This window comes from Aminobacter sp. P9b, from assembly GCF_045345995.1.
Classification (GTDB): domain Bacteria; phylum Pseudomonadota; class Alphaproteobacteria; order Rhizobiales; family Rhizobiaceae; genus Aminobacter; species Aminobacter niigataensis.
Window position 1 is genome coordinate 504,662 of the sequence record NZ_CP150082.1, and the last position, 21,667, is coordinate 526,328.

Genomic DNA, 21,667 nt, shown 5'->3' on the forward strand with positions numbered 1-21,667 from the left:
CTAACTCGGTCGCAACGAAGGCAGCAAAAACGCTTGGCTGCTTATCAAGTACAAGGCTAATTCCTCGAAAAGACCCATTATTGAACAATAACATGGTCTTAGGGGATGGTTCGCCAGCCTAAAGAAATCATGTCCAAAAGCTGGACCGGGAGGCTGGCGAAACGTGGGTTTGCGGTCAGCTCCTGCCAAAAATAGTGCGGAGATCGGCCATCAGGTTCGACCCCTTTGTGGTGAGCCCAAAGACCTTCTTCCGGTGGTTATCGGCATTCTCCCAGGTGTTCACTAGGTCCAACCCCGGCAGGCCACCCCTCTTCACCATTCCAAGGTCTCTCATGCCTTGCGACACAGTTGTGGGTGCTACGCCTAGGTTTGCGGCAAGCTCCTCCAAGGCCATAGGGTCGTGACGGTCGCCTTTGACGTAGCCCCACCGCTCTACCCCTAAGAGGACGTTGAGCAGGCCTACGGTGATGTGGGGTGTCTCTTCCAGGACGCGCTGGTTGGCTCGGTAGTATGCTGAAATGACATCTATCATGGTGGAAACTCACTGTTGCACAACAGGGTACGCTTGAAGGAGCGGCCTGAGCCGCCCCTTCTGAATGTCACTCCGGTTCACCTGCGACTTGGCGGCGGTCCTGCTCAATAGCGTCCAGCCAGGGCTTGAGCGACTTGTGGTCCCGCCAGTCTCTCAGGAACGAGGCGGTCTCGTAGTCCGGGAGCTTGGAGAGGGCGAAAGCGATGGCGAAGTTGGGGTTCTCTAGATAACCAAGTAGCTCCCCTGTTGACGGCTCGGGGAAAGGCCACTCGGGGACAAAGCGTGTCGGGGCTTGGGTGGTCATGTGGTCGGTCCTTCGGGTTGGGGTGACGGTGGACGTGCGGGGAGCTTAACGGCCTCCACCAAGGCCCGCTTTGCATCGCCGGAGCTTGGTCCGGGGTAATGCTTCATGGTCAGCTTGAGGAAGTCCTTGACCCCCTCGTCATCGTGTCCGACCACATCCGCTATGGTCCATGGGGAGTAACCGGCCTCCCCGGTGTCCAGGCGGTCACGGGCCACCTTGATGAACCAACGGCGGAAACTATGGAAATCGACATTGGACTTGGCCTTACCGTTCGGCCTCTCGTCCACCTTCACCTTGCGGCGATACCGGGTGAAGGCCTTGGAGGCGGGGTCTGACCGGGTGTCCCGCGACTCTGGGGTCTTGGGGAGACCGTCCAGGAGGAAAGCGTCAGGCTTCCGTCCCTCGGTGCGCTGCTTCACGATGGCCGCAAGCTGGCTATGGATCGGGACCTCCCTGCTGGCATTATCTGTCTTGCCATGGCGAATGCGAAACTCGCCCCCCTCGCAGTCGGCAACGCGAAGCTGGCATATCTCCTCCAGCCTCATGCCGCTCAAGGCGGCGATGTGCATGAGGTCGCGCATGTAGGTTTTTGGCGGGGCCTGGAGCAGGCTCTCCACGGGACCATAAACTAAGGCGGCAATCTCGGCGGCTACATAAGGCCGCTTCCCCTTGTCCGGCGCTGAGTCTCGGCTGGCTCGGGCTGAGGGAGGAAGCTCCTGGTCTAGCCATGGGTTCTCCTCGACGTGCCCCCGCATCTTGAGCCACTTCCAATATTCGCGCAGGAACCCAAGGTAGGCGGCCACCTTGTCCCGGCTCCGCCCGATGCTGAGGGCCTCGTCTATGAAGCTGCCTGCCTTCTTGCGGTCCACAAAGTCGATGAAGGCGGAATGATGATTAGCTTTCATCCACCCCTCAAGCCATCCAAGGACCCGGTAGAAGTCCCCGCTCGACTTCTTGCGGTAGGTGGCCTTGTAGGCGAGGAATGCGTCTGCGTGGTGTGCTAGCGGCGTGAAAATCCCACGGGCTACCTCTGCGAACTCGGCTTGGGCTCTGCCTCCGTGAAGTTCGCCTATGGCTTCGGCTCGGGCTTCTATGCGGGCGATAGTGTCCGGGTCGTGCTCCCGGTGGCGGAGCCGCAACTGGAGGGCCTCGGCTGAATGGGGGTTGGCGTTGCCAAGGGCGCTACGGGCCAGCTTTATCTCCGCCTTCATGCGGCCCACGATGGCGTGTTTCCGCTCGTTGGCTTCTTGGAGGTTGTCAGTGTGAAGGGGCTCGATGAGCTGAGCGGTTCCGAGGAGCGGGCGCAACTTGGCTGGGACCCGAAGGCGGACCCGGTATTGCTGCCCGTGCCACTGGAGATAGTCCGTAAGCTTCGCCAGTTGAAATGCCCCTGTGTCCCAACTCTGTGTCCCAGCGAGACGCCTGAACGCCTTGTAAGTCAAGGGCTGCAAGGGGTCTAAATAGCTGGGGGAGAGTTTCCCTCCCTCTCCGCCATCGCCTTCTGAGGCCATTAAGCGACATCAAATCAATCGTTTAAGGGCGAGGCTAAATGCCTTGTGTCCCTAAGATTGACGCAATTAACTTGATCTGCGCCTTTTTCAGCGCCGTTTCATCCTTTTCCCGCTCTGTGCCGCTTGCCGGGCGTCGGCAGCTCCCGACTCGATCCTCTCGATGAACGCCTCCCACCACTTCAAGGCAGCAGAGACGGCTTCGGCCGGATCATATAGTTCGGTCCCGACGAGGATATTGGTTACGGCCATCTCTGACTTGCTATCCTCCGATGGCATCGGGAGCAGCGGTATCGGTTCCTGGATCGATTATTACAATCGGCGACGCCCACACTCATCCTTCAACGGCAGGACACCCGATGAGGACTATGCTACCACCACCACCACGGACCAATTGGCGGCGTAGAAACACCCCAGATTCACCTTAGCCAAGCCGCCAAACGGTCTCACCGGCGGACCGCCGCAAACTGCCTGGCTAGTTGTTCGGTCAAGGGCTCGGTCTAGCACCGCACCTGCACAAAATGGTCTTTGCTGACTTCCTTGTAGACGCTCTCAGGCGGCACAAATCCGGGTATCCGGAAAGGGCTTTTGATCTCCTCGACTTCGGCATTGCGGCGCATGCGGCGGCGGGAGGGGTCTGGGACGGGAACGGCGGCCATCAGCTTCTTGGTGTAAGGGTGCTGCGGCGCCTCGAAGACCGCGCAGCGCGGCCCGATCTCGACGATCTCGCCGAGATACATCACCGCGACGCGATGGCTGACGCGCTCCACTACCGCCATGTCGTGGCTGATGAAGAGGTAGGCGAGCCCGAGGCTTTCCTGAAGCTCCATCAAAAGGTTGCACACTTGCGCCTTGATCGACACATCAAGCGCGGAGACAGCCTCATCGGCAATGATCACCTTGGGATCCAACATCAGAGCACGGGCTATGCAGATACGCTGACGCTGGCCGCCGGAGAATTCGTGCGGCAAACGGCTCATCATGGCCGGCGAAAGGCCCACTCGGTGCATGAGTGCGGCCGTCTTGTCCCGCGCCTCGGCCTTGCCGCCGAGCTTCTGTTCGAGGAAGGGTTCGGCGATGGAGGCGCCGATCGGAATGCGCGGGTTGAGGCTGGCGAAGGGATCCTGAAACACCATTTGCACGGCCCGCCTCGCCGACTTCAGCCCTTCTCTGTCGGTGGCCCCGATCTCTTGTCCATTGACCAGCACCGTGCCGGAAAACGGTTTCGTCAACCGTAGGATGGTGCGACCGGTCGTGGACTTGCCGCAGCCGGATTCGCCGACCAGCGACAGCGTTTCGCCCGGCTGGAGAGAGAAGGAAACATTCTCGACGGCATGAACCGCCCCCGTGACCTTCGAGAACAGTCCGCTGCGCACGGCGAAACGCGTGGTCAGGTTCTTCACCTCCAGCACCGCCGGTTTGTCCGCAACCGGCGGCGCCGCTTCTCGCTCCGCACCGCGCGAACCCGTCGCGGTGTCGATCAGGCCAAAAATGGAGGGCAGAGCACGGCCCGCCATGGACCCGAGCCTCGGTACGGCCGCGAGAAGCGCGCGCGTGTAGGGGTGGCGACCATTGCCGAATATCTCTGCGGTCGGTCCGTCCTCCACCACGTCGCCACGCAGCATGACGAGCGTGCGGTCAGCGACTTCCGCCACCACGCCCATGTCGTGGGTGATGAAAAGAACCGCCATGCCGGTTTCTTCCTGCAGTTCCTTGATGAGGTCGAGGATCTGGCCCTGGATCGTCACGTCGAGAGCCGTCGTCGGCTCGTCGGCGATGAGCAGCTTCGGCCGCGTCGCAAGCGCCATGGCGATCATCACGCGCTGCCGCTGGCCGCCGGAAAGCTTGTGCGGATAGGCGTCGTAACGCTCCTTCGCATTGGGAAGGCGCACCTTCTCGAACAGGCGGATCGTTTCCTGCCGGGCCTCGGCAGAGCCGATGGAAAGATGACAGCGAATGGCTTCGGCGATCTGCTCGCCCACTGTCATCATCGGGTTGAGCGATGTCATCGGCTCCTGGAAGATCATGGCAATGTCACCCCCGCGGACCTTTCGCATCTCCTGCTCCGGCAGCGCCAGCAAATCACGACCCGCGAGTCGGATTTCACCCTCGATGCGGCTGCCGCGCGGTGGCAGGAGCCGCATGACGGACAGTGAGGTCACGCTCTTGCCCGATCCGCTTTCCCCGACGATGGCGAGCGTCTCGCCCGCCGCGACGTCGAAACCGACATTGCGGACGACCGGCGTCCACGGCGAATAGATGTCGGGCCGGAACGATGTGGTGAGATCGCGGACGGATAGAACAGGCTTCGTCATTCGGGTGACCTATCTTCGGTGGGTTGCCATACGGTCCGGAGAACCAATCACATCCGGCGTGACATGCGTGGATCGAGAAGATCGCGCAGTCCGTCGCCCAGCATGTTGACGCTGAGCACGACGAGGGCGAGCGCGAAACCCGGCGCGAACACCGTCCAGGGCGCGCGCGGCAGATACAAGCGCGACTGGGCGATCATGCTTCCCCAGGTCGGAGTTTCAGGTGGCACGCCTGCGCCGAGGAAAGAAAGGGTCGATTCCACGATGATCGCTGAGGCGCAAATGTAGGTTGCCTGCACGATGAGCGGCGGCACTGTCGAAGGCAGGATGTGCCGCACGAGGATGACAGGGAGCCGCGTTCCACCAACCTGCGCCGCCTCGACATAGGGCGCCTCGCGCACCGAAAGCACTACGGAGCGCACGAGGCGCACGACCCTGGGTATCTCCGGAATGACGATGGCGAGCATGACAACGCCGACCGAGGCGCGCAGGACGGCCACCAGCGCGATAGCGAGCAGGATGGCGGGAATTGCCATCAGCGCGTCCATAACCCGCATGATGACCGGGTCGGCCTTGCGGAAATAACCCGCGATCATGCCGATCACCACGCCAATGGCGATAGAGGAGACTGCAACGACGATGCCTACCGCAAGCGAGACTCGCGCGCCGTGAACAACCCGTGCAAAGACGTCGCGTCCGAGATGGTCGGTGCCGAGCCAGTAGCGCGCCGAGGGTGACTGGAGCCGCTCGGACGGCATCATCGTTGCAGGATCGCCAGCGAAAAAGGGTGCCAGCAGCGCGGCAAGCGCGATGGCGGCGAGAACCGCACCGCCGGCAATCATCGTGGGATGGCGGCGCAGGAACCGTGGGATTCCCGCCCGGACGGGGGAGCCAACTGAGCGGCATTCGTCATTCTTGGCGACCTTTCGTCAGTAGCGGATGCGGGGGTCGATCAGCGTGTAGGACAGATCGGTGGCGAGGTTCACGAACACGTAGATGCCGGAGAAGACCAGGATGACGCCCTGGATCACTGGGTAGTCGCGGCGGGCAATGGCATCGACGACGAGGCGGCCGACGCCCGGAATGTTGAACACTGTTTCCGTCACCACCACGCCGCCGATAAGCAGCGCGATGCCGATACCGATCACGGTGGCGATGGGCACCCCGGCATTGCGCAGCGCGTGCTTGACGAGAATGCGCGGCACGGCCACGCCCTTGGCGCGTGCAGTACGGATGAAGTCCTCCGACAGGACCTCGAGCATGCTCGTGCGGGTGATGCGGGCGATCAGCGCGGTGTAGGTCATGCCGAGCGTCACCGAAGGCAATATGAGGTTGCGCGCCCAAGGCCAGATCCCCTCGCTGATCGGCGTGAAGCCCTGCACCGGCAACAGTTTCCACTCGATGGCGAAAAGCCAGATCAACATGTAGCCGAGGACGAAGGCCGGTAGCGAAAAGCCCATGACCGAAAACAGCATGAGAAGCCTATCGACCGTCGTGCCGGCCCGGTGCGCGGCAATGACGCCAAAAGCGATGGCGATCGGCACCGCGAACGCTAGGGTCGCGATCGCCAGCGATACCGTGGCCTCCATGCGCTGCATGATCAGCTGAGCCACCGGTTCGTTGGAATAGATCGACACGCCGAGGTCGCCTTCCACGACATCGCCCATCCAGCGGAGGAATTGCACCGGCAGGGGATCGTCAAGTCCGAGCATCTGTCTCAGCTGCGCGATCTGTTCGGGCGTAGCATTGTCGCCGGCAATCACCGCCGCGGGATCGCCGGGCGCGAGATGCAGCAGCATGAAGACCATGAGGCCGACCAACCCCATCACAATCAGCGTCGCGCCCAGCCGGCGCAGAATATAGATGATCATGCGCGCGTCCTTTTCGATTGAAAATCAGACCAGCTGTCGCCCTTCGACTTCGCCGTCCAGCGGCCAGATCGGCCGGATCACCTTTCTCCAGGGGTGGCGGCGGTAGTCGGTCGGCAGCAGGCCGTCGCCGGTCGCGTAGATCACCTCCTCCGAGATCGGGGCGAAGGCGGCGTGGAAATGCTGGTTGGACTTGACCACCAGCAACCGTTCGCCACGCGGGTCGATGCCGAGATTGGCGAAGAGGTCGATCCCCATCGCCTGACAGCGGTTGGACACCAGCACCGCGCCTACTCCTTCCAGGGTACGAATGCCGACCGCGTCGCCGAGATCCACCGGAGAGCCTGCGAAGGTCTGCTGCGCGCCGGGCACGCAGGCGAGCACCTCCACCTCCGCATCGATGGGCTGGGCGGAGGCCCAGCAGGCCTTGCCACCGAAGCGCAGCTTGATCCGCGCGCCCGGACCGGCGTCGAAGGCAAGGCGTACGGCCATCGGATCCCAGATAGGTCCGACCGAGGCGGAGGAAACGCCGCCCGTGATAAGCAGCCTCAGGAAAGTGGTGTTGTCGGACGGCGCACCGCCACCGGCATTGTCGGAAGTGTCGGCAATCGTCACCGGCTTGGAGGCGCTGGCCGCGATCTCCAGAGCGCGGGCGACCGCCGCCGACGGTTCGAGGAAGCGTTGCGCGGAGATTTCCTTGATCGCCGCCATTTCCTCGCCGAATTCGCGGGCAAGCCGGTCGCCCAGCGGCTTGTTGCCATCGGTGATGACGAGAACGCGCGCACCGTTGTCCGGCACGTCACCGGAGGGAAAACCGTGTCCAAGCGAAATTGAAAGGACGCCGTCCTTGCCTTCCAGCGCCATTGCCTTGTCGACGATACCGCGCATGGGCTGCGTCGTCGTCGGATAGGAGGCGATGACGCGGGTGTCCCACAGTGATTTCACCGGGCGGATCTGCTTGCGGATCGTCGCGAGAACGAGGCTGACGACCTCCTCGCCGCGTTCGACGAAGTCGGTATGCGGATACTCCTTGTAGAGGACGATGATGTCGGCGAGTTCGCAGCGCTTCACCGTGAAATGGCAGTGGGGGTCGAGTTCAACGCCGATCACCGCGTCCGGCCCGGCTATGCGGCGGACATGTTCGAGAAGGTCGCCCTCGCAATCGTCGTAGCCGTCGGCGACCATCGCGCCGTGCAGCGTGAGGATCACGCCGTCCAGGGGCAAAGCGGCGGACAGTTGCTCGAGGATTTCGGCGCGGATGCGCTCATACGCATCCCGCGTCGCCTTGCCGTTCGGCGTGGACCAGAAACAGGACCCTGGAATGAATGTGTAGCCCTCGGCTTCGGCGCGGCGGCGGGCCACCCAGAAGGCGGCGGTCTGCATGGTGGGTTCGGCGGGATGCTCGCCGGGCCGCCAGGCCTGCTCGTCGAGAAAGGTCTGGTAGCTGGTCGCCATCGGCGAGAATGTGTTGGCTTCGAGTGACAGACAGGCGGAGAAGATGCGCATAGGCCTAAAACCTTGACTGGAAAAACTCGGATTCGCTGACAGAATCCGCAGACGCTTTTGGTTAAACAGAGGGCTTGTCGGCGGCATGGAGCCGGGCGCGGTTCCGCGCCCGGCCATGTCGAGGGCGTCAGCCGCGCGAGACGTTCCAGAAGGGCACGAGATCGGGCAGCCCGATCATGCCGTTGACGTCGCTGCGCATGGCCGCCGTATCAAACCACTGGCCGAGATAGACGTGCGGCACGAAATTCCAGGCGTTCTCCTGCATCTCGTGGGCGATCTTCTGGCGCGCGGCGAGATCGGGAGCAGCAGCCCAGGCGTCGCGAAGCTGTTCATGCTTCGCATCCTCCGGCCATCCGAACCAGCCCTTCTCGCCCGTGGCGGCATGACCCGCCAGCGCGATCGGGTTGTTGTAGGCGCTGCCGGAAGCATAGGTCATGAAAATGTTCCAGCCGCCTTCGGATGCCTTGCCCTTGTTGGAGCGGCGGGCGACGATACCGGCCCAGTCTAGGGGCACGAGTTCGACGTTGACGCCAGCCTGGCGAAGCCATTGGGCGAGGAGCAGCGAAGCATTGCTGAGCACCGGCAAGGTGGTCTGCTGCATGATGACGAGAGGCGTCCCGTCATAGCCCGCTTCCTTGAAGAGGGCCGCGGCCTTCTCGATGTTCTGCCCGCCCTTGAACCAACCGGTATTGGCATCGCTTTCCATCGTCGTGCCGCAGGCGAAGAGCGAGGCGCAACCCTTGTAATGTTTCGGGTCGCCGAAGGTCGCCTGCATGACGGCTGCCTGATCGATGAGGTACAGCATCGCCTGGCGCGCCTTGACGTTGTTGAAGGGCGGCTGGAGCGTGTTCATGCGCAGCCAGCCCATAGCGCCGGTCTTGTTCAGCACTTCGAGCTTCACCGAACTGTCGCCCTCGAGCTGGCTCAGCAACTCCGGGGAAATCTTCTCGATGAAGTCGATCTCGCCAGCCTGGAGGGCGGAAACCGCCGTTTGCTCGTCGGGCATGTTCTGGAGGATGATGCGTTCGAATTTGGCGACCTTGCCGCCGGCGAAACCCGAGGCGGGCTCGGCAACGGCAACGTAATCCGGGTTACGGTCATAGACATACTGCGAGCCGGTACGGGTCTCGGCGCGGTTGAACATGTAGGGACCGGAACCGACAGCTTCGGTGATCGGTTTGCCCGGATCGGTCGAGGCGTCGGCCTCGCGCATGATGAAGCAAATCGACGGCGAGGACTTGCCGAGCCATTCGAGGATCAGCGGATAAGGCTCATTGAGGACGATGGAGAAGGAGTTGTCATCCTTGGCGGAAACGTCGGCCACGCGCTTGAAGAGATGCTGTCCGGCGCCGTCGCGGGCGCCCCAGCGCTTGATGGAAGCGACCGCGTCGCGGGCCGTGACCGGCTGGCCATCGTGAAATTTCAGGCCTTTGCGCAGGATGAAGACATAGGTCAGGCCATCGTCGGAAACAGTGTAGTCCGAAACCAACTGCGGCCGGGTGATCGAATCCGCGTCGTGACCGAACAGCGTGTCGTAGATCAGCGCGCCGTGATAGGCGGTGATGCTGGCGGTGGTCGCGATCGGGTCGAGCGATGCCAGGTCGGCGTGCATGACGCAACGCAACGTTGTCGACCGGGCAGTGGCAAAAGAGAAACGTGGAGCGGCGATCAGGATGCCGGCAAAAGCGGCGCCCTGCAGAAGCGTGCGGCGAGTAGTTTTCATTTTTATCCCCCTGGTGATTTGCCGGGGTCCACGGACGCGCCTCCGCAAACCTTGATGAAAAGATGACAGCAGACCGGGATCGAGAATTTTATTTTTCAGCCATGTTGTTTTACTTTTCGACGTTTTTTCATCCGCCGGTTGCGGAGAGCGCCAGCTGAAAGCCGAGCAGCGACAATTCTTCAAAGAGAATGGCTTTTTTTCAAAATTCAATCGCCGACTCTCCTGCCACAGTCCGGGGCTCCAGATGTAACGAACGCGGGAAAGTGGGCCGTTCCCTAGCCGCGTCATTGCCCCGAAAGCACCCCGGTATGAACGAACGCCTTTTGCGCAAAGACGACATGAAAGCCGCCGCAATCCAGGGGCCCCTCATTCTGATATCGCCCGACATCACAGACAGCGCCGAGCCGGAATATGCCGTCCGCGCAAATTATGCCGAGGCTATCGCCGAGGCGGGGGGCGCCCCCTTGATCCTGCCCTGCGAAATCGCCTTTCTGGAAACGGCACTCGCCGTCGCCGACGGCATCCTGATCGCAGGTGCGAACCCGGGCGCCGATGTGACCAACAAGCGGACCGAATTCGAGAAGGCACTGGTCCAGGGTGCGCTGGCGCGGCAGATTCCGCTGCTGGGCATTTGCCACGGCATGCAACTCATCGGCGAGCATCTGGGCGGACATGTGGTGCGCGACGATCCCGCACTTCTTGCCGAAGTGACGCCGCATATTCCGCAGGCTGTGCCGAACGCGGTCGCGCACGAAATCCTGATCGAACCCGGCAGCCATCTCGCCCGCTTGAGCGGGGCAACCCGCGCAGACGTCAACAGCTTGCACCGCCACGCACTGGCGGATACCGGTCGCTTCAGGGTCGCGGCGCGCGCTCCGGACGGCGTGGTGGAGGCGATCGAGGCGGACGGTCAAGGCTTCTGCATGGGCGTGCAGTGGCACCCGGAATACCGGCTGACAGAACTCGACCGCCGCATGCTGGCAGGCTTCGTCGGGGAATGTTCGGCGAGAGCGCGGACGGTGGCGGAAGGCGGCGTCGCCTCGCGGCTTGCCGCGCTCGGGCTTGCCCTTCCCGATGCACCGGTACCGCCCGGCGCTTTCGTCGGCGCTGTGCGCCAAGGCAATGTCGTCACGGTCTCCGGCCAGGTGCCGCTGAAGAATGGAACCGTGATGAAGATCGGCAGGCTCGGCCAGGACGTGTCCCTCGAAGAGGGGCAGGACTGCGCACGCTACGCGCTCCTTAACGCTCTCGCCCAACTCGGCAAGGTGGCCGGCGGACTGGAGCGCGTCGCCGGCTTCGTCCGCCTCGCGGGCTATGTCGCCGCTGCCCCGGATTTTACCCGCCACGGGGCTGTGATCGACGGTGCCTCAGAACTCTTGCGAACGCTTTTCCCGGAAAACTGGGCCCATGCCCGCGTCGCGCTCGGTGTTTCCTCGCTGCCGCGCGGCGTTCCGGTCGAGATTGAACTCTCCGCAGTGCTGAAGGAGGGGGAGTGAAATGGCGAAGGTTGCCATCATCGGGGCGGGCGTCGTCGGAACCGCCTCCGCCTATATGCTGTGCAAGGCTGGCCTGGACGTCACGCTGATCGACCGCAACCCCGGTCCGGCGCAGGGCGCAAGCCGCGCCAACGGCGCGCAGCTCTCCTACGCCTATGGCGATGCGCTAGCCTCGCCCTCCTTCCTCGCCCACATGCCGGAAATCCTTCTGAGGCGCGATCCCGCCTATCGCGTGCGGCTTCAGGCCGATCCCGAATTCCTGATCTGGGGTCTCCGCTTCCTCTTCAACAGCCTGCAATCACGCTTCATCGCCAACACACGATATCTGCTGCAAATGGCGGCTGAAACAAGCGATCTGCTCGGGGATGTGCTGAGGGAATTCGACCTGTCCTTCGACTACCAATCCTCCGGCAAGATGATCCTCTATTCGACCGCCGCTGCTTGCCAGGCGACTGCCGGCACGCGTCGGCTCAAGCAGTCGATGGGTATCCGGCAGGAAGTGCTCGACCGCTCCGGGGCAACCGCCATCGAACCCGCGCTCGCCCATTACCCGGACGAGATCGCGCGGGTGATCTACAGCGAAGGCGACGCCACCGGCAGGCCGGATGTCTTCTGCACCACATTCATCGAACGACTTCGCGAGCGCTACGGCCTCAAGACCATTTTCGGTGAGGAGGTCGAGAAAATCCTCAGCCATGCCGGCCGCGTGAGCGGGCTTGCATTCCGCTCCCGCGAACCGCTGGCCTGCGATCTCGCTGTCGTCGCCTCCGGGTACTCCATGGAACTGCTACCCTGGCGCGACCGCCTGCCAGGCGCGCTTTGGCCGGTACAGGGATATTCCATCAGCGCGCCAGCCACCGAGAAGGCGATGCGCGTATCGATCACCGACCTCCAGCGCAAGATCGTCTTCGCGCGGCTCGGAAATACCGTACGGGCGGCAGGGCTGGCCGACATAGGGGCGCGACCTCACCACTTCAATGGCGAACGATTCGAGAGCTTCCGCTCCGCTGCCGTGGAAGCCTTCGGGCAGAGTTTCGCCCATTCCAGCAACGCCGACCTCAACGCCTGGTCGGGCGTACGCCCGTGCACACCCTCCTCGCGACCGCTCATCCGGCCCGGCAGCCTGAAGGGTCTCTATCTCAATCTCGGCCACGGCACACTTGGCTGGACACTCTGCCTCGGCTCGGCCAAGCGGCTGGCCACCGTCATCAAGGAAACCAAATAAAGCCGTTAAGTATAGAACGTTTCAAAATTCGCCATCTTCTATAAAAACTCCGTAGACATAGTAATCAGGAGATCGGCGGGATGACGGAAGACGGAGTTGCGGTGGGGCCGGCTGGGACGGAGTATGTCCGATGGCTGGACGGGCTCTGGGCGGAAAGGCTTCTTTCCGTGCAAGACCGCAAACCGGATATTTCGGTCGGCATCCTGCTGTGGCCCACCTTTCCGATGATGTCGCTGGCGGGCATCATCGAGCCACTCCGTCACGCAGCGGATTTCGGCGACAATTCCCGTCCTCTCCACTGCCGCTGGTCGATCATGGGCAAGCCGGATTATGCGGCCGTCGCCAGTTGCGGCATTCGCGTGCAGGCGGACTCGCCCTACATCAATCCGACGGATTTTGACTACGTCATCGTTGTCGGAGGCCTTTTGCCACGCCTGAGAACCGCCCCTTCCACCCACCGCGATTACATCCGCGTCGCTGCTTCGGCCGGCGTAACGATCGTCGGCGTCTGCACCGGCGCGTTCATCCTCGCACAAGAGGGACTGCTGGTTGGAAGGAAGGCCGCCATCCACCCCTATCACCGGGACGATTTTCAGGTCGCCTTCCCACGCCAGCCCCTGTCGACCCGCGACGATTACCTGATCGAGAACGGCCGGGTGACCGTGCCCGGCGGCATTTCCATTTTTTCGCTGATGACCGAACTCATCCGCAACCATTGCGGACCGGATCGCGCCGCCAAAGCCGTCTACCAGCTGTCGCTGACGGATCAGAAAAGCATGAGCGCCTTCGATCAGGAACGGGCATCATCGTTCCGCCATGTCGGAGATGCCCGTGTCCAGCGGGCTGTCGTTTTCATTGAGAGCCGCAAGGGCCGCGACGTCTCCCCGGAAATGGTGGCCGCCTCCGTCGGTCTCTCTCCCCGACAGTTCGCACGGTTGTTTCAGGATCATATCGGCATGACGCCGAAACACTTCATCCTGGAAACACGTCTCCGGTACGTGCATTTTTTGCTTGAGAACAGCGTCCTTCCCATTACCGCCATTGCCTTCGAGACGGGCTTTGCCGACTCGGCGCATCTGGCGACCGCTTTTCGTAAGAAGTACAACACCTCGCCGAGCGAGTTCCGTCACCGCCGAAGTTGAGCGGAGACCGTGACGGTGGGGTGGGATCACACACCCCCTCATGCGTGCTCGGCGATCACCGCGAGGAAGGCGGGGCCGTAGCGGTCGAGCTTGGCTTCGCCGACACCGGGCACGCTCGCCATCTCGGCGCGCGACGCGGGTCGCACCGCTGCCAGCTCGATCAGGGTCTTGTCGTGGAAAATCACATAGGGTGGCACGTTCTGCGTGCGCGCAATGTCGGTGCGCTTGCGCCGCAGGGCCTGGAACAGATCATGGTCCGCATCGGGGACAGAGGACTGTGCCGTGCTGCGCGCAACCTTGTCGCGTTTGGCGTGCGTTGGCGCCGGTACGCGCAGCATCAGCGCCGGCTTGTCGCGCAAGAAGTCGCGGCCGGCGGGTGCGATCGACAGGCCGCCATGACCTGTGAGGTCGACGTCGATGAGGCGCAGCGCGATCAGTTGGCGCAGTATCGCCCGCCACGTGCGGTTGTCGTGCTCGGTGCCGATGCCGAAGGTGGAGATGCGGTCATGGCCGAACTGGGCGATGCGCTCGTTGTCGACGCCCAAGAGCACGTCGACAACATAGGCTTGCCCGAAACGCTCGCCGGTGCGGTAGATGCACGACAGCGCCTTTTGCGCCGCAATGGCGCCGTCGAACAATTTTGGCGGCTCCGCGCAGGTGTCGCAATTGCCGCATGGTTCGCTATGGTCACCGAAATAAGACAGCAGGACCTGTCGGCGGCAGCTTGCCGTCTCGGCCAGCCCCAGCAGCGCATCGAGTTTCTGCCGCTCCATGCGCTTGCGCTGGTCGGGCGCCTCCGACTCCTCGATGAAGCGGCTGCGCAGCGCGATGTCGTCGTAGCCGTAAAGCATCAGCGTATCGGACGGCAGGCCGTCGCGCCCGGCGCGACCGGTCTCCTGATAATAGGCCTCGATGCTGCCCGGCAGGTCGATATGGGCGACGAAGCGCACGTCCGGCTTGTCGATGCCCATGCCGAAGGCGACGGTGGCGACCATGATGACCGCCTCGCCATGCTGGAAGCGCATCTGGTTGGCTTCGCGCGCCGCCTTGTCCATGCCGGCGTGATAGGCCAGCGCATCGTAGCCGAGGCCCTGAAGCCAGGCGGCGGTTTCCTCGGTCCGGCGTTTCGACAGGCAGTAGACGATCCCGCTCTCGCCTTCATAGCGCTTGAGGAACTCCTTGAGCTGGGCGCGCGGATTGTCCTTTTCCTCGATGGCGTAGCGAATGTTGGGCCGGTCGAAACCGGCGATGAAGGCGTCGGTCTCGTCGATTTCGAGGTGCGACAGGATTTCCGCGCGAGTCGGCTCGTCCGCAGTGGCCGTCAGCGCCATGCGCGGGGTGCCGGCAAAGCGCGAAACGACAGCGTCGAGCTGGCGATAGGAAGGACGGAAATCGTGCCCCCACTGCGACAGGCAATGCGCCTCGTCGATGGCGATCAGCGACAGTTTCACGCCGTCCAGCAGCTCCAGCACATCAGGCCGCAGCAAGGTTTCAGGTGCGACATAGAGGAGGTCGAGCGCACCAGTGCGGATATCGTGCCACAGGCTGCGGCGCCCGTCGGGTGAAAGGTCGGAGTTGAGCCCCGCCGCCCGCACCCCAGCTTGGCGCAGTGCCGACACCTGATCGGCCATCAGCGCCAGCAGCGGCGAAACGATGAGCCCCATGCCGGGACGGACGATTGCGGGGATCTGGTAGCACAACGACTTACCGCCGCCGGTCGGCATCAGCACGAAGGCGTTGTTGCCGGCGATGACATGCTCGACGATCCGCGCCTGCGGTCCCCTGAACGCATCATAGCCATAAATGGTCTTGAGAATTTCGAGGGCGGTGGCGGTCATCGGTGGCTGCAACGGAGAATCATGGAAACGTCCTTCATAGCAGCTTCGCCGTGTCAGCGATCGTTGATGCGCCTTTCTGTCGGGCTCCTTGCAACAGTTCGTCGGTTTGCTCCTCAGGCCGAGTGAACGTCGTGGTCGGGGCTTGGCCTGGTAAAGCCCAGCCTGGCCAAGCCCAGGCGAACCTCCGGTGCGCTCATGAACAGTTTCCACAAAAGCCCAGTCCGATAGTTCTCGATCATCGCAACAATCGGCCCCTGATTGATGGCGAGGCAGGTTCGCGCGTACCAGTTCCGGTTCTCGCAGAACGCGTCGACAAAACCGAAGCGGCCCCAGATGCGTTTACCCGGCTTGGCCAGGAAACCGCGCAAGGCGGACATCGCCTGATCGGGCATGTAGGGAAAGCTCGACAGGGCGGCACTCGGCGTGATGACGCCAATGTCCCTATCCGGCGCATGCGCGACATAGCCCGTAGGGCCATGCGATGCGGTCAGTCCCCAGCAATCGGCACCATAACCTTGATGGCCATGGGGGTTGAGTACGCAATGCCGATGATTGATCCGCGCGTGGCGAACGTTCTGCTCCCAATAGTCGGCATGGCGGTCTCTCAGCGCTCGCGGATCGAGGCCGCAGAAGGAATAGTGCGCGAAAAACAGCGGGCCGCCAAAATCCGTTCCGAGCGGCAATTCGATGCCGTGATGTTCCCGCCTGTTATGAAAGGCTGGTCCGGCCGCAAAACCGTTGTGGTAGCAGCCGGGATCGATTGCGTGATGCTGCGATCCCGCCGCCAGCACGAAAGCAAGCAGGCACTCGTTCCAGCCTTCGATCGGGTTGTTCATCGCCCATCCGTGCTTCGGGCTCCAGTGCCAATAGAGCTTGCCCTTCCGCTGAAACCAGTCCCATTCGGCCTGCGCCAGCAGCGCATTCACACGTCCGCGAAAACGCTGTTCCCCGCCTGCGCTCCGGTCGAGATATTCGCGGGCGCAAATCAATCCCTGGAACAGAAACGTCGTCTCGACAACGTCAGCACCGTCGTCCTTGCGTCGGAAGGGAATGGTGGCACCGGTGCGGCCGTCGATGAAATGCGGGAACATGCCGTGGTAGCGCGGCGAGCCCTCCAGCAAATCGAGCATGCGATGCAGGCGGCCCAGCGCTTCAACGCGATCAACCCAGCCGCGCTCGACCGCGACGATGATCGCCATGATGCCGAAGCCGGAGCCCCCGATCGCAACGAGATCGTTTGGTTTGTTGCCTGTCGTCTTCAGGCGATCCCGCGCAAGGCCGCTGACGGGATGGCCGCCTTCCCAGAAATAGCGCACGGTCTGCCGCTGCACGAGGTCAAGCAATGCGTCATCGGCAAGCATTGACGGATCGGGCGCAAGGTCGGGCATGCGAGGCAAGGAGCTGCGTGGGCTTGGCAAACTTAAAGGAACCCCACCTAACGAAACCAGGCGTCGGCAGCCGCGCGTCGCGGCCTCGCATGGGCCAAGGGCCGCCCGCAACAGATCAGCCTATTGGCCTCACCGGAAATCGGCGGCGGTCAGGGTATAGTAGGTGCGCCGACCGTGGGAATAGGCCTCGCGTGCGACATCGTAGATTGATTTGCGCGCTGCGTCGAAGGCCGTCAGGCATTCTGATTCGGACAGCTGCGTCCTGCCTGCCCTGGCCCCTGCTTTCGCCAATGCGCCGGCTTCGACGAAGAAACGCACTTCGAACATGCCGTCATGACCGATGAAGCGGACAGCTTTTTTGGCTTCGTCGAAGCTGCGGCTCGGATTGAGAAAAGCGAGCGTCATGAGTTGCCTGCCGTGGTGCTGTTAGGTCCAAGTGCCTCCAACCTGATCCGTTCCCTGCGGCGCCCGGCGTTGCGACGATTGAGCGACATCATCCCGCTCGTTGCGTCCGACCGGGTCATGCCCGTCATTGCCTGGCCGTCGACATGTACCGGTATGCCGGTGAAGACATGGTAGACGGTCCACGAACGATCCACCTCGATGCGCCGCCCGACCTGGTGCTCGATGGAGCACGGCGCCCCGCCTTCATTGTCCCAGATGGCGATCGCGGCCGCATCGCGTCTGCGTTGGCTTTGGTTGATGCGGTCATTCATGGTCGTGACCTTCCTTCATGGAGTGCGTCGGTATCGATAGCCCCGGACTGGCCATGATGCCTTCACCGGGGCCGGGGATACCGCAACGTTCCGGTCCGAACCGGAATGACACCGATGCTGCCAGTACATCCGTGGTCAGCGTCAGGTTTCATTCCAGGATTCGAACCGAGCGACAGGCGCGCCGGATCGGCGTCCTGTATTCGCTATCGAAAATTCGGTGGTGAATGGCGGGTCGAAGGTCTCTGACACCGCGAAAAGCCAAGTCGGCCAAATCAACGAAATCCATATATACGCCGATTTATGATATTTATCAAGGATACATCCGGAAATTATAATTCTTAAATAAATCTTTTGGTGCTAGTTTTAAACATCAAAAAACAGAATGGATCTTTCTATTTTAAAAAAGCATCCAGATTATACTAAAAAATCCGATCAATATTATCCCGAAATTTCGGGCCAATCTGGAATTATTTTTGGCACTCCTATCATTCGAGTGCCAAGGGCGCTATATATGTGCGGTGGTCGCCCTATGCGCCGGCCGCAGAAAGAATCTCATGAAATTCCGGCCGCTTCACGATCGCGTCGTTATTCGACGCGCCGAAGGCGATATCAAATCCAAAGGCGGCATCATCATTCCCGACAATGCCAAGGAAAAACCCCAGCAAGGCGAAGTCATAGCCGTCGGCCCCGGCCCACGCGACGACGGCGGCAAGCTGATCCCGCTCGACGTCAAGACCGGCGACACGGTGCTGTTCGGCAAATGGTCGGGCACCGAGGTCAAGATCGACGGCACCGATCTCCTGATCATGAAGGAGGCCGACATCATGGGCATCGTCGACACAAGCGAAGCGGCCAAGAAGGCCGCCTGAACCGGCTGCGGCCTCAAGAACGAACTGGACGAAAAATCATGTCTGCCAAGGAAATCAAATTCTCGACCGATGCCCGCGACCGCATGTTGCGCGGCGTCGAACTGCTCAACAACGCCGTCAAGGTGACGCTCGGCCCGAAAGGCCGCAATGTCATCATCGACCGCGCCTTTGGTGCGCCGCGTATCACCAAGGACGGCGTCACCGTCGCCAAGGAGATCGAGCTTTCCGACAAGTTCGAGAACATGGGCGCGCAGATGGTGCGCGAAGTGGCCTCGAAGACCAACGATCTCGCCGGCGATGGCACAACGACAGCAACGGTGCTCGCCGCGTCCATCCTGCGCGAAGGCGCCAAGCTGGTAGCCGCCGGCATGAACCCCATGGATCTCAAGCGCGGCATCGACCTTGCCGTGGCTGCCGTGGTCAAGGACATCCAGGCTCGCGCCAAGAAGGTCAAGTCGTCGGACGAGATCGCCCAGGTCGGGACCATCGCCGCCAATGGCGACGCCACCGTCGGCGCGATGATCGCCAAGGCGATGGACAAGGTCGGCAACGAGGGCGTCATCACCGTCGAGGAAGCCAAGACCGCCGAGACCGAACTCGACGTCGTCGAGGGCATGCAGTTCGACCGTGGCTACCTCAGCCCCTATTTCGTCACCAATGCCGACAAGATGCGTGCCGAACTGGAAGACCCCTACATCCTCATCCACGAAAAGAAGCTCGGCAATCTGCAGGCCATCCTGCCGATCCTCGAAGCCGTGGTCCAGAGCGGCAAGCCGCTGCTGATCATTTCCGAGGATGTCGAAGGCGAGGCGCTGGCGACACTGGTCGTCAACAAGCTGCGCGGCGGCCTGAAGGTCGCCGCCGTCAAGGCTCCGGGCTTCGGTGATCGCCGCAAGGCGATGCTGGAAGATATCGCGGTTCTGTGCGCCGGCCAGATGATCTCGGAGGATCTCGGCATCAAGATCGAGAACGTCACCATCGACATGCTTGGCCGGGCCAAGCGCGTGCTGATCGACAAGGACACGACCACGATCATCGACGGCGCCGGCGACAAGGCCGGCATTGCCGCCCGTATCGCGCAGCTGAAGATGCAGATCGAGGAAACCACCTCCGATTACGACAAGGAAAAGCTGCAGGAACGCCTGGCCAAGCTCGCCGGCGGCGTCGCGGTCATCCGCGTCGGCGGTGCGACCGAGACCGAGGTCAAGGAAAAGAAGGATCGCATCGACGATGCGCTGAACGCCACACGCGCTGCCGTGGAGGAAGGCATCGTTGCCGGCGGCGGCGTGGCGCTGCTGCGCGCCAAGGCGGCACTGGCGACACTTACCGGCGCCAATGCCGACGTGACCGCGGGCATATCGATCGTGCTGAAGGCGCTTGAGGCGCCGATCCGGCAGATCGCCGAGAACGCTGGCGTCGAGGGCTCCGTCGTCGTTGGCAAGCTGATGGAAAGCAAGGAGGCCACCCAGGGTTTCAACGCGCAGACGGAAGACTATGTCGACATGATCAAGGCTGGCATCGTCGACCCGGCCAAAGTCGTGCGAACGGCATTGCAGGATGCGGGCTCGATCGCAGCCCTGCTGATCACCGCCGAAGCGATGATCGCCGACATTCCGGCAAAGGACGCGCCTGCAGCCGCCGGCGGCATGGGCGGCATGGGTTACTAGGCTACGCCTGAAACACCGGTCGCCGTGCGGCCGGGCGGCCACTACCTCACTCTCAACAAGGAGCATTCCATGGCTATGCAGACCAACCAGAAGCAGTCCATTGCGGCACGATGGGAGAACTACCAGCCGACCAAATCGACGCTTGTCTGGACATGCGTCGGCACGGCCGTCGCCACCATGATCGTCGGCTTCAGCTGGGGCGGCTGGGTTACCGGCGGCACTTCGCAGGAGCTTGCGCTGACGGCCGGCGATGTGGCGCGCGGTCAGCTCGCCTCGACCATCTGCGTCGAGAGGTTCAATGCAGCACCCGATGCCGCGGCAAAGTTGACCGAACTGAAGGCAAAGACAGCCGGCTACGACAGGCAGAAGTTTGTCGAGACGGGCGGCTGGGCGACAATGCCCGGAGAGACGTCTCCTGACCGTCGCGCTTCGGTCGGCTGTGCCACGGCACTCGGGGCCTGAACCAAAGGCCACAACGATCGCCTCGGTGTTCGCCGTTCCCTCAATCCGTAAGAGCAAGGAGCGTGACGCATGATCTCTTTTGTCAAGAAGGGCGAACTGCTGCCGCCAAAGGTCGAACGGAAGCCATCTCCTGCAATAGACGCGGACAACCGCTTCGAACAGATTCGAAATGCTGCGGCGGAGAGGCGCCGGAAATCTGATGCAGAGAGCACACGCCGCCGCGCCCGAGAGGCCGCCGAGGACAATCGGCTTCTCTGACGGGCCCTTGTTTAGGTAGCTTCGGGAAAGCGGGGCCGAGACCATCTCGGAGAGGCTGTCGAGCGGCGGTTCAGCAATCTGAATCGCTTGCTCGCGGTCCTGCATCACGGCGCTAAGATCGGAATCGAAAATAGCGCAAATTGTTTGATTTGAATTGAGTTGCCCGCACGACCATCCCTATTCCGCGCTGGTTACGTGGCTGGACCCGTTCAGACGGTCGCGGCCAATTTCCTCAGCTGTCGACATGTTCGACGCCGAGCACCGCGCGGCGCATCTTGAGCCCTCACTCATAACGGGTCTGGTCCATGCTAGACCTCCTCCGGAACTTCGTTCAGGAGCTACCTGATGATTTCGCCGACCAGGTCCGACGCCTCCAGCAGGACGGAATGCCCCTCAGGCCGGGCAGTATCCGGAGCCTGGCATCCGGCATGAGATCGCACCGCCATGCGACGCGTCGATCCGACGTCATTCTCTCCCGTCATGTCTCAAAAGCAGCGTTGCGTGGCAAACGACGTTTTCCGGCCAGGCTGATATGTATACAATAGCCTGATCACACCGCTGGCAAATGAGATTCTTTGGGAGACTCGCCTCCCGATCCCAGCCAAGTCCTTGGCGGTCTCTCCAAAAGCAATAAACCTATCAAAAGCTTGTAGTTATCCACCACATTGCGGTCGGCAGGAACGCGCCCACTCCGCCGGATCGCGCCGAACTGCGGCCCATCCGCTGCAACGGTCGCCGGATTTCGTCAAAAGCCGTGTTGACAACCACAAATTATATCCAATACGAATATCTGATAGTATACAATTTGGAAGGCTCGGGATTGGCCCGTACTTCCGCGAGCCCACCGGCTCAG

At 62.2% G+C, this 21,667-nt stretch carries 21 protein-coding genes; 8 read left to right on the forward strand and 13 right to left on the reverse strand.

Annotated elements, in window-relative coordinates; translation table 11 throughout:
• Window positions 1–175: 175 nt before the first annotated feature.
• The 4 genes from WHT83_RS02585 to WHT83_RS02600 all read right to left on the reverse strand — a co-directional run bounded on the left by WHT83_RS02585 (window position 176) and on the right by WHT83_RS02600 (window position 2,596).
• Window positions 176–532, reverse strand: coding sequence for a hypothetical protein (locus tag WHT83_RS02585; protein WP_406872882.1), 357 nt, complete (start codon window positions 530–532; stop codon window positions 176–178).
• 67 nt (window positions 533–599) lie between these two features.
• Complete coding sequence (locus WHT83_RS02590) at window positions 600–836, reverse strand: hypothetical protein (protein WP_406872883.1); 237 nt, start codon at window positions 834–836, stop codon at window positions 600–602.
• On the reverse strand, window positions 833–2,347 hold the full coding sequence (locus WHT83_RS02595; RefSeq protein WP_406872884.1) for a tyrosine-type recombinase/integrase: 1,515 nt from the start codon (window positions 2,345–2,347) through the stop codon (window positions 833–835). The genes WHT83_RS02590 and WHT83_RS02595 overlap by 4 nt, the downstream gene beginning before the upstream one ends.
• An 87-nt stretch (window positions 2,348–2,434) precedes the next feature.
• The gene (locus WHT83_RS02600; protein WP_246389559.1) at window positions 2,435–2,596 is read right to left on the reverse strand and encodes a hypothetical protein; all 162 of its coding nucleotides are present in this window, start codon (window positions 2,594–2,596) and stop codon (window positions 2,435–2,437) included.
• Between the two features lie 7 nt (window positions 2,597–2,603).
• Between WHT83_RS02600 and WHT83_RS02605 the strand changes: the two genes are divergently transcribed.
• Window positions 2,604–2,750: an integrase core domain-containing protein gene (locus WHT83_RS02605; RefSeq protein ID WP_406873913.1), complete on the forward strand. Its 147-nt coding sequence runs from the start codon at window positions 2,604–2,606 to the stop codon at window positions 2,748–2,750.
• A 94-nt stretch (window positions 2,751–2,844) separates the two neighbouring features.
• Here WHT83_RS02605 and WHT83_RS02610 read toward each other — a convergent pair whose 3' ends face one another.
• The 5 genes from WHT83_RS02610 to WHT83_RS02630 are packed head-to-tail and all read right to left on the reverse strand — an operon-like array spanning window position 2,845 to window position 9,753.
• Window positions 2,845–4,659: an ABC transporter ATP-binding protein gene (locus WHT83_RS02610; protein ID WP_406872885.1), complete on the reverse strand. Its 1,815-nt coding sequence runs from the start codon at window positions 4,657–4,659 to the stop codon at window positions 2,845–2,847.
• 47 nt (window positions 4,660–4,706) lie between these two features.
• Window positions 4,707–5,528, reverse strand: coding sequence for an ABC transporter permease (locus WHT83_RS02615; protein WP_406873914.1), 822 nt, complete (start codon window positions 5,526–5,528; stop codon window positions 4,707–4,709).
• Window positions 5,529–5,585: 57 nt separating this feature from the next.
• Window positions 5,586–6,527, reverse strand: coding sequence for an ABC transporter permease (locus WHT83_RS02620; RefSeq protein ID WP_406872886.1), 942 nt, complete (start codon window positions 6,525–6,527; stop codon window positions 5,586–5,588).
• Between the two features lie 24 nt (window positions 6,528–6,551).
• Window positions 6,552–8,147: a M81 family metallopeptidase gene (locus tag WHT83_RS02625; protein ID WP_406872887.1), complete on the reverse strand. Its 1,596-nt coding sequence runs from the start codon at window positions 8,145–8,147 to the stop codon at window positions 6,552–6,554.
• A 10-nt stretch (window positions 8,148–8,157) separates the two neighbouring features.
• A complete protein-coding gene (locus WHT83_RS02630) occupies window positions 8,158–9,753 on the reverse strand; it encodes an ABC transporter substrate-binding protein (RefSeq protein WP_406872888.1) in 1,596 nt (531 codons plus the stop codon).
• Between the two features lie 338 nt (window positions 9,754–10,091).
• Between WHT83_RS02630 and WHT83_RS02635 the strand changes: the two genes are divergently transcribed.
• The 3 genes from WHT83_RS02635 to WHT83_RS02645 all read left to right on the forward strand — a co-directional run bounded on the left by WHT83_RS02635 (window position 10,092) and on the right by WHT83_RS02645 (window position 13,616).
• The gene (locus tag WHT83_RS02635; RefSeq protein ID WP_406872889.1) at window positions 10,092–11,249 is read left to right on the forward strand and encodes an Atu1372/SO_1960 family protein; all 1,158 of its coding nucleotides are present in this window, start codon (window positions 10,092–10,094) and stop codon (window positions 11,247–11,249) included.
• A gap of 1 nt (window position 11,250) precedes the next feature.
• The gene (locus tag WHT83_RS02640; RefSeq protein WP_406872890.1) at window positions 11,251–12,474 is read left to right on the forward strand and encodes an FAD-dependent oxidoreductase; all 1,224 of its coding nucleotides are present in this window, start codon (window positions 11,251–11,253) and stop codon (window positions 12,472–12,474) included.
• 80 nt (window positions 12,475–12,554) lie between these two features.
• Window positions 12,555–13,616, forward strand: a complete 1,062-nt coding sequence (locus tag WHT83_RS02645; protein ID WP_406872891.1) for a GlxA family transcriptional regulator — start codon at window positions 12,555–12,557, stop codon at window positions 13,614–13,616.
• Between the two features lie 38 nt (window positions 13,617–13,654).
• Here WHT83_RS02645 and recQ read toward each other — a convergent pair whose 3' ends face one another.
• From recQ to WHT83_RS02665, 4 genes are all read right to left on the reverse strand, one after another.
• Window positions 13,655–15,454 (reverse strand): DNA helicase RecQ, encoded by a 1,800-nt coding sequence (recQ, locus tag WHT83_RS02650; protein ID WP_406872892.1) that lies wholly within the window; start codon window positions 15,452–15,454, stop codon window positions 13,655–13,657.
• A 113-nt stretch (window positions 15,455–15,567) separates the two neighbouring features.
• On the reverse strand, window positions 15,568–16,953 hold the full coding sequence (locus WHT83_RS02655) for a glucoamylase family protein (protein ID WP_406872893.1): 1,386 nt from the start codon (window positions 16,951–16,953) through the stop codon (window positions 15,568–15,570).
• 18 nt (window positions 16,954–16,971) lie between these two features.
• The gene (locus WHT83_RS02660) at window positions 16,972–17,247 is read right to left on the reverse strand and encodes a DUF1488 domain-containing protein (RefSeq protein WP_108606421.1); all 276 of its coding nucleotides are present in this window, start codon (window positions 17,245–17,247) and stop codon (window positions 16,972–16,974) included.
• Window positions 17,244–17,558 carry a hypothetical protein gene (locus WHT83_RS02665; RefSeq protein ID WP_108606420.1) on the reverse strand — a complete coding sequence of 105 codons (315 nt, stop codon included), beginning with the start codon at window positions 17,556–17,558 and terminating at the stop codon, window positions 17,244–17,246. Before WHT83_RS02665 ends, WHT83_RS02660 begins: the two co-directional genes overlap by 4 nt.
• A 554-nt stretch (window positions 17,559–18,112) precedes the next feature.
• On the opposite strand from WHT83_RS02665, the gene WHT83_RS02670 reads away from it, so the two are divergent.
• The 4 genes from WHT83_RS02670 (at window position 18,113) to WHT83_RS02685 (ending at window position 20,814) form a co-directional block, all read left to right on the forward strand.
• Window positions 18,113–18,427 carry a co-chaperone GroES gene (locus WHT83_RS02670; RefSeq protein ID WP_108606419.1) on the forward strand — a complete coding sequence of 105 codons (315 nt, stop codon included), beginning with the start codon at window positions 18,113–18,115 and terminating at the stop codon, window positions 18,425–18,427.
• A 38-nt stretch (window positions 18,428–18,465) separates the two neighbouring features.
• The gene (groL, locus tag WHT83_RS02675; protein ID WP_406872894.1) at window positions 18,466–20,094 is read left to right on the forward strand and encodes a chaperonin GroEL; all 1,629 of its coding nucleotides are present in this window, start codon (window positions 18,466–18,468) and stop codon (window positions 20,092–20,094) included.
• 69 nt (window positions 20,095–20,163) lie between these two features.
• Window positions 20,164–20,556, forward strand: coding sequence for a hypothetical protein (locus tag WHT83_RS02680; protein ID WP_108606417.1), 393 nt, complete (start codon window positions 20,164–20,166; stop codon window positions 20,554–20,556).
• A gap of 69 nt (window positions 20,557–20,625) precedes the next feature.
• Window positions 20,626–20,814, forward strand: a complete 189-nt coding sequence (locus tag WHT83_RS02685; RefSeq protein WP_406872895.1) for a hypothetical protein — start codon at window positions 20,626–20,628, stop codon at window positions 20,812–20,814.
• The last annotated feature ends 853 nt before the right edge of the window (window positions 20,815–21,667 follow it).

Coding starts and splice junctions, on each gene's coding strand:
- WHT83_RS02660 (WP_108606421.1), bottom strand. CDS start 17,247: ATGACGCTCGCTTTTCTCAATCCGAGCCGCAGCTTCGACGAAGCCAAA.
- WHT83_RS02680 (WP_108606417.1), top strand. CDS start 20,164: ATGGCTATGCAGACCAACCAGAAGCAGTCCATTGCGGCACGATGGGAG.
- recQ (WP_406872892.1), bottom strand. CDS start 15,454: ATGACCGCCACCGCCCTCGAAATTCTCAAGACCATTTATGGCTATGAT.
- WHT83_RS02590 (WP_406872883.1), bottom strand. CDS start 836: ATGACCACCCAAGCCCCGACACGCTTTGTCCCCGAGTGGCCTTTCCCC.
- WHT83_RS02665 (WP_108606420.1), bottom strand. CDS start 17,558: ATGAATGACCGCATCAACCAAAGCCAACGCAGACGCGATGCGGCCGCG.
- WHT83_RS02630 (WP_406872888.1), bottom strand. CDS start 9,753: ATGAAAACTACTCGCCGCACGCTTCTGCAGGGCGCCGCTTTTGCCGGC.
- WHT83_RS02600 (WP_246389559.1), bottom strand. CDS start 2,596: ATGGCCGTAACCAATATCCTCGTCGGGACCGAACTATATGATCCGGCC.
- WHT83_RS02640 (WP_406872890.1), top strand. CDS start 11,251: ATGGCGAAGGTTGCCATCATCGGGGCGGGCGTCGTCGGAACCGCCTCC.
- WHT83_RS02595 (WP_406872884.1), bottom strand. CDS start 2,347: ATGGCCTCAGAAGGCGATGGCGGAGAGGGAGGGAAACTCTCCCCCAGC.
- WHT83_RS02670 (WP_108606419.1), top strand. CDS start 18,113: ATGAAATTCCGGCCGCTTCACGATCGCGTCGTTATTCGACGCGCCGAA.
- WHT83_RS02585 (WP_406872882.1), bottom strand. CDS start 532: ATGATAGATGTCATTTCAGCATACTACCGAGCCAACCAGCGCGTCCTG.
- WHT83_RS02610 (WP_406872885.1), bottom strand. CDS start 4,659: ATGACGAAGCCTGTTCTATCCGTCCGCGATCTCACCACATCGTTCCGG.
- WHT83_RS02620 (WP_406872886.1), bottom strand. CDS start 6,527: ATGATCATCTATATTCTGCGCCGGCTGGGCGCGACGCTGATTGTGATG.
- WHT83_RS02635 (WP_406872889.1), top strand. CDS start 10,092: ATGAAAGCCGCCGCAATCCAGGGGCCCCTCATTCTGATATCGCCCGAC.
- WHT83_RS02625 (WP_406872887.1), bottom strand. CDS start 8,147: ATGGCCGGGCGCGGAACCGCGCCCGGCTCCATGCCGCCGACAAGCCCT.
- WHT83_RS02685 (WP_406872895.1), top strand. CDS start 20,626: ATGATCTCTTTTGTCAAGAAGGGCGAACTGCTGCCGCCAAAGGTCGAA.
- groL (WP_406872894.1), top strand. CDS start 18,466: ATGTCTGCCAAGGAAATCAAATTCTCGACCGATGCCCGCGACCGCATG.
- WHT83_RS02645 (WP_406872891.1), top strand. CDS start 12,555: ATGACGGAAGACGGAGTTGCGGTGGGGCCGGCTGGGACGGAGTATGTC.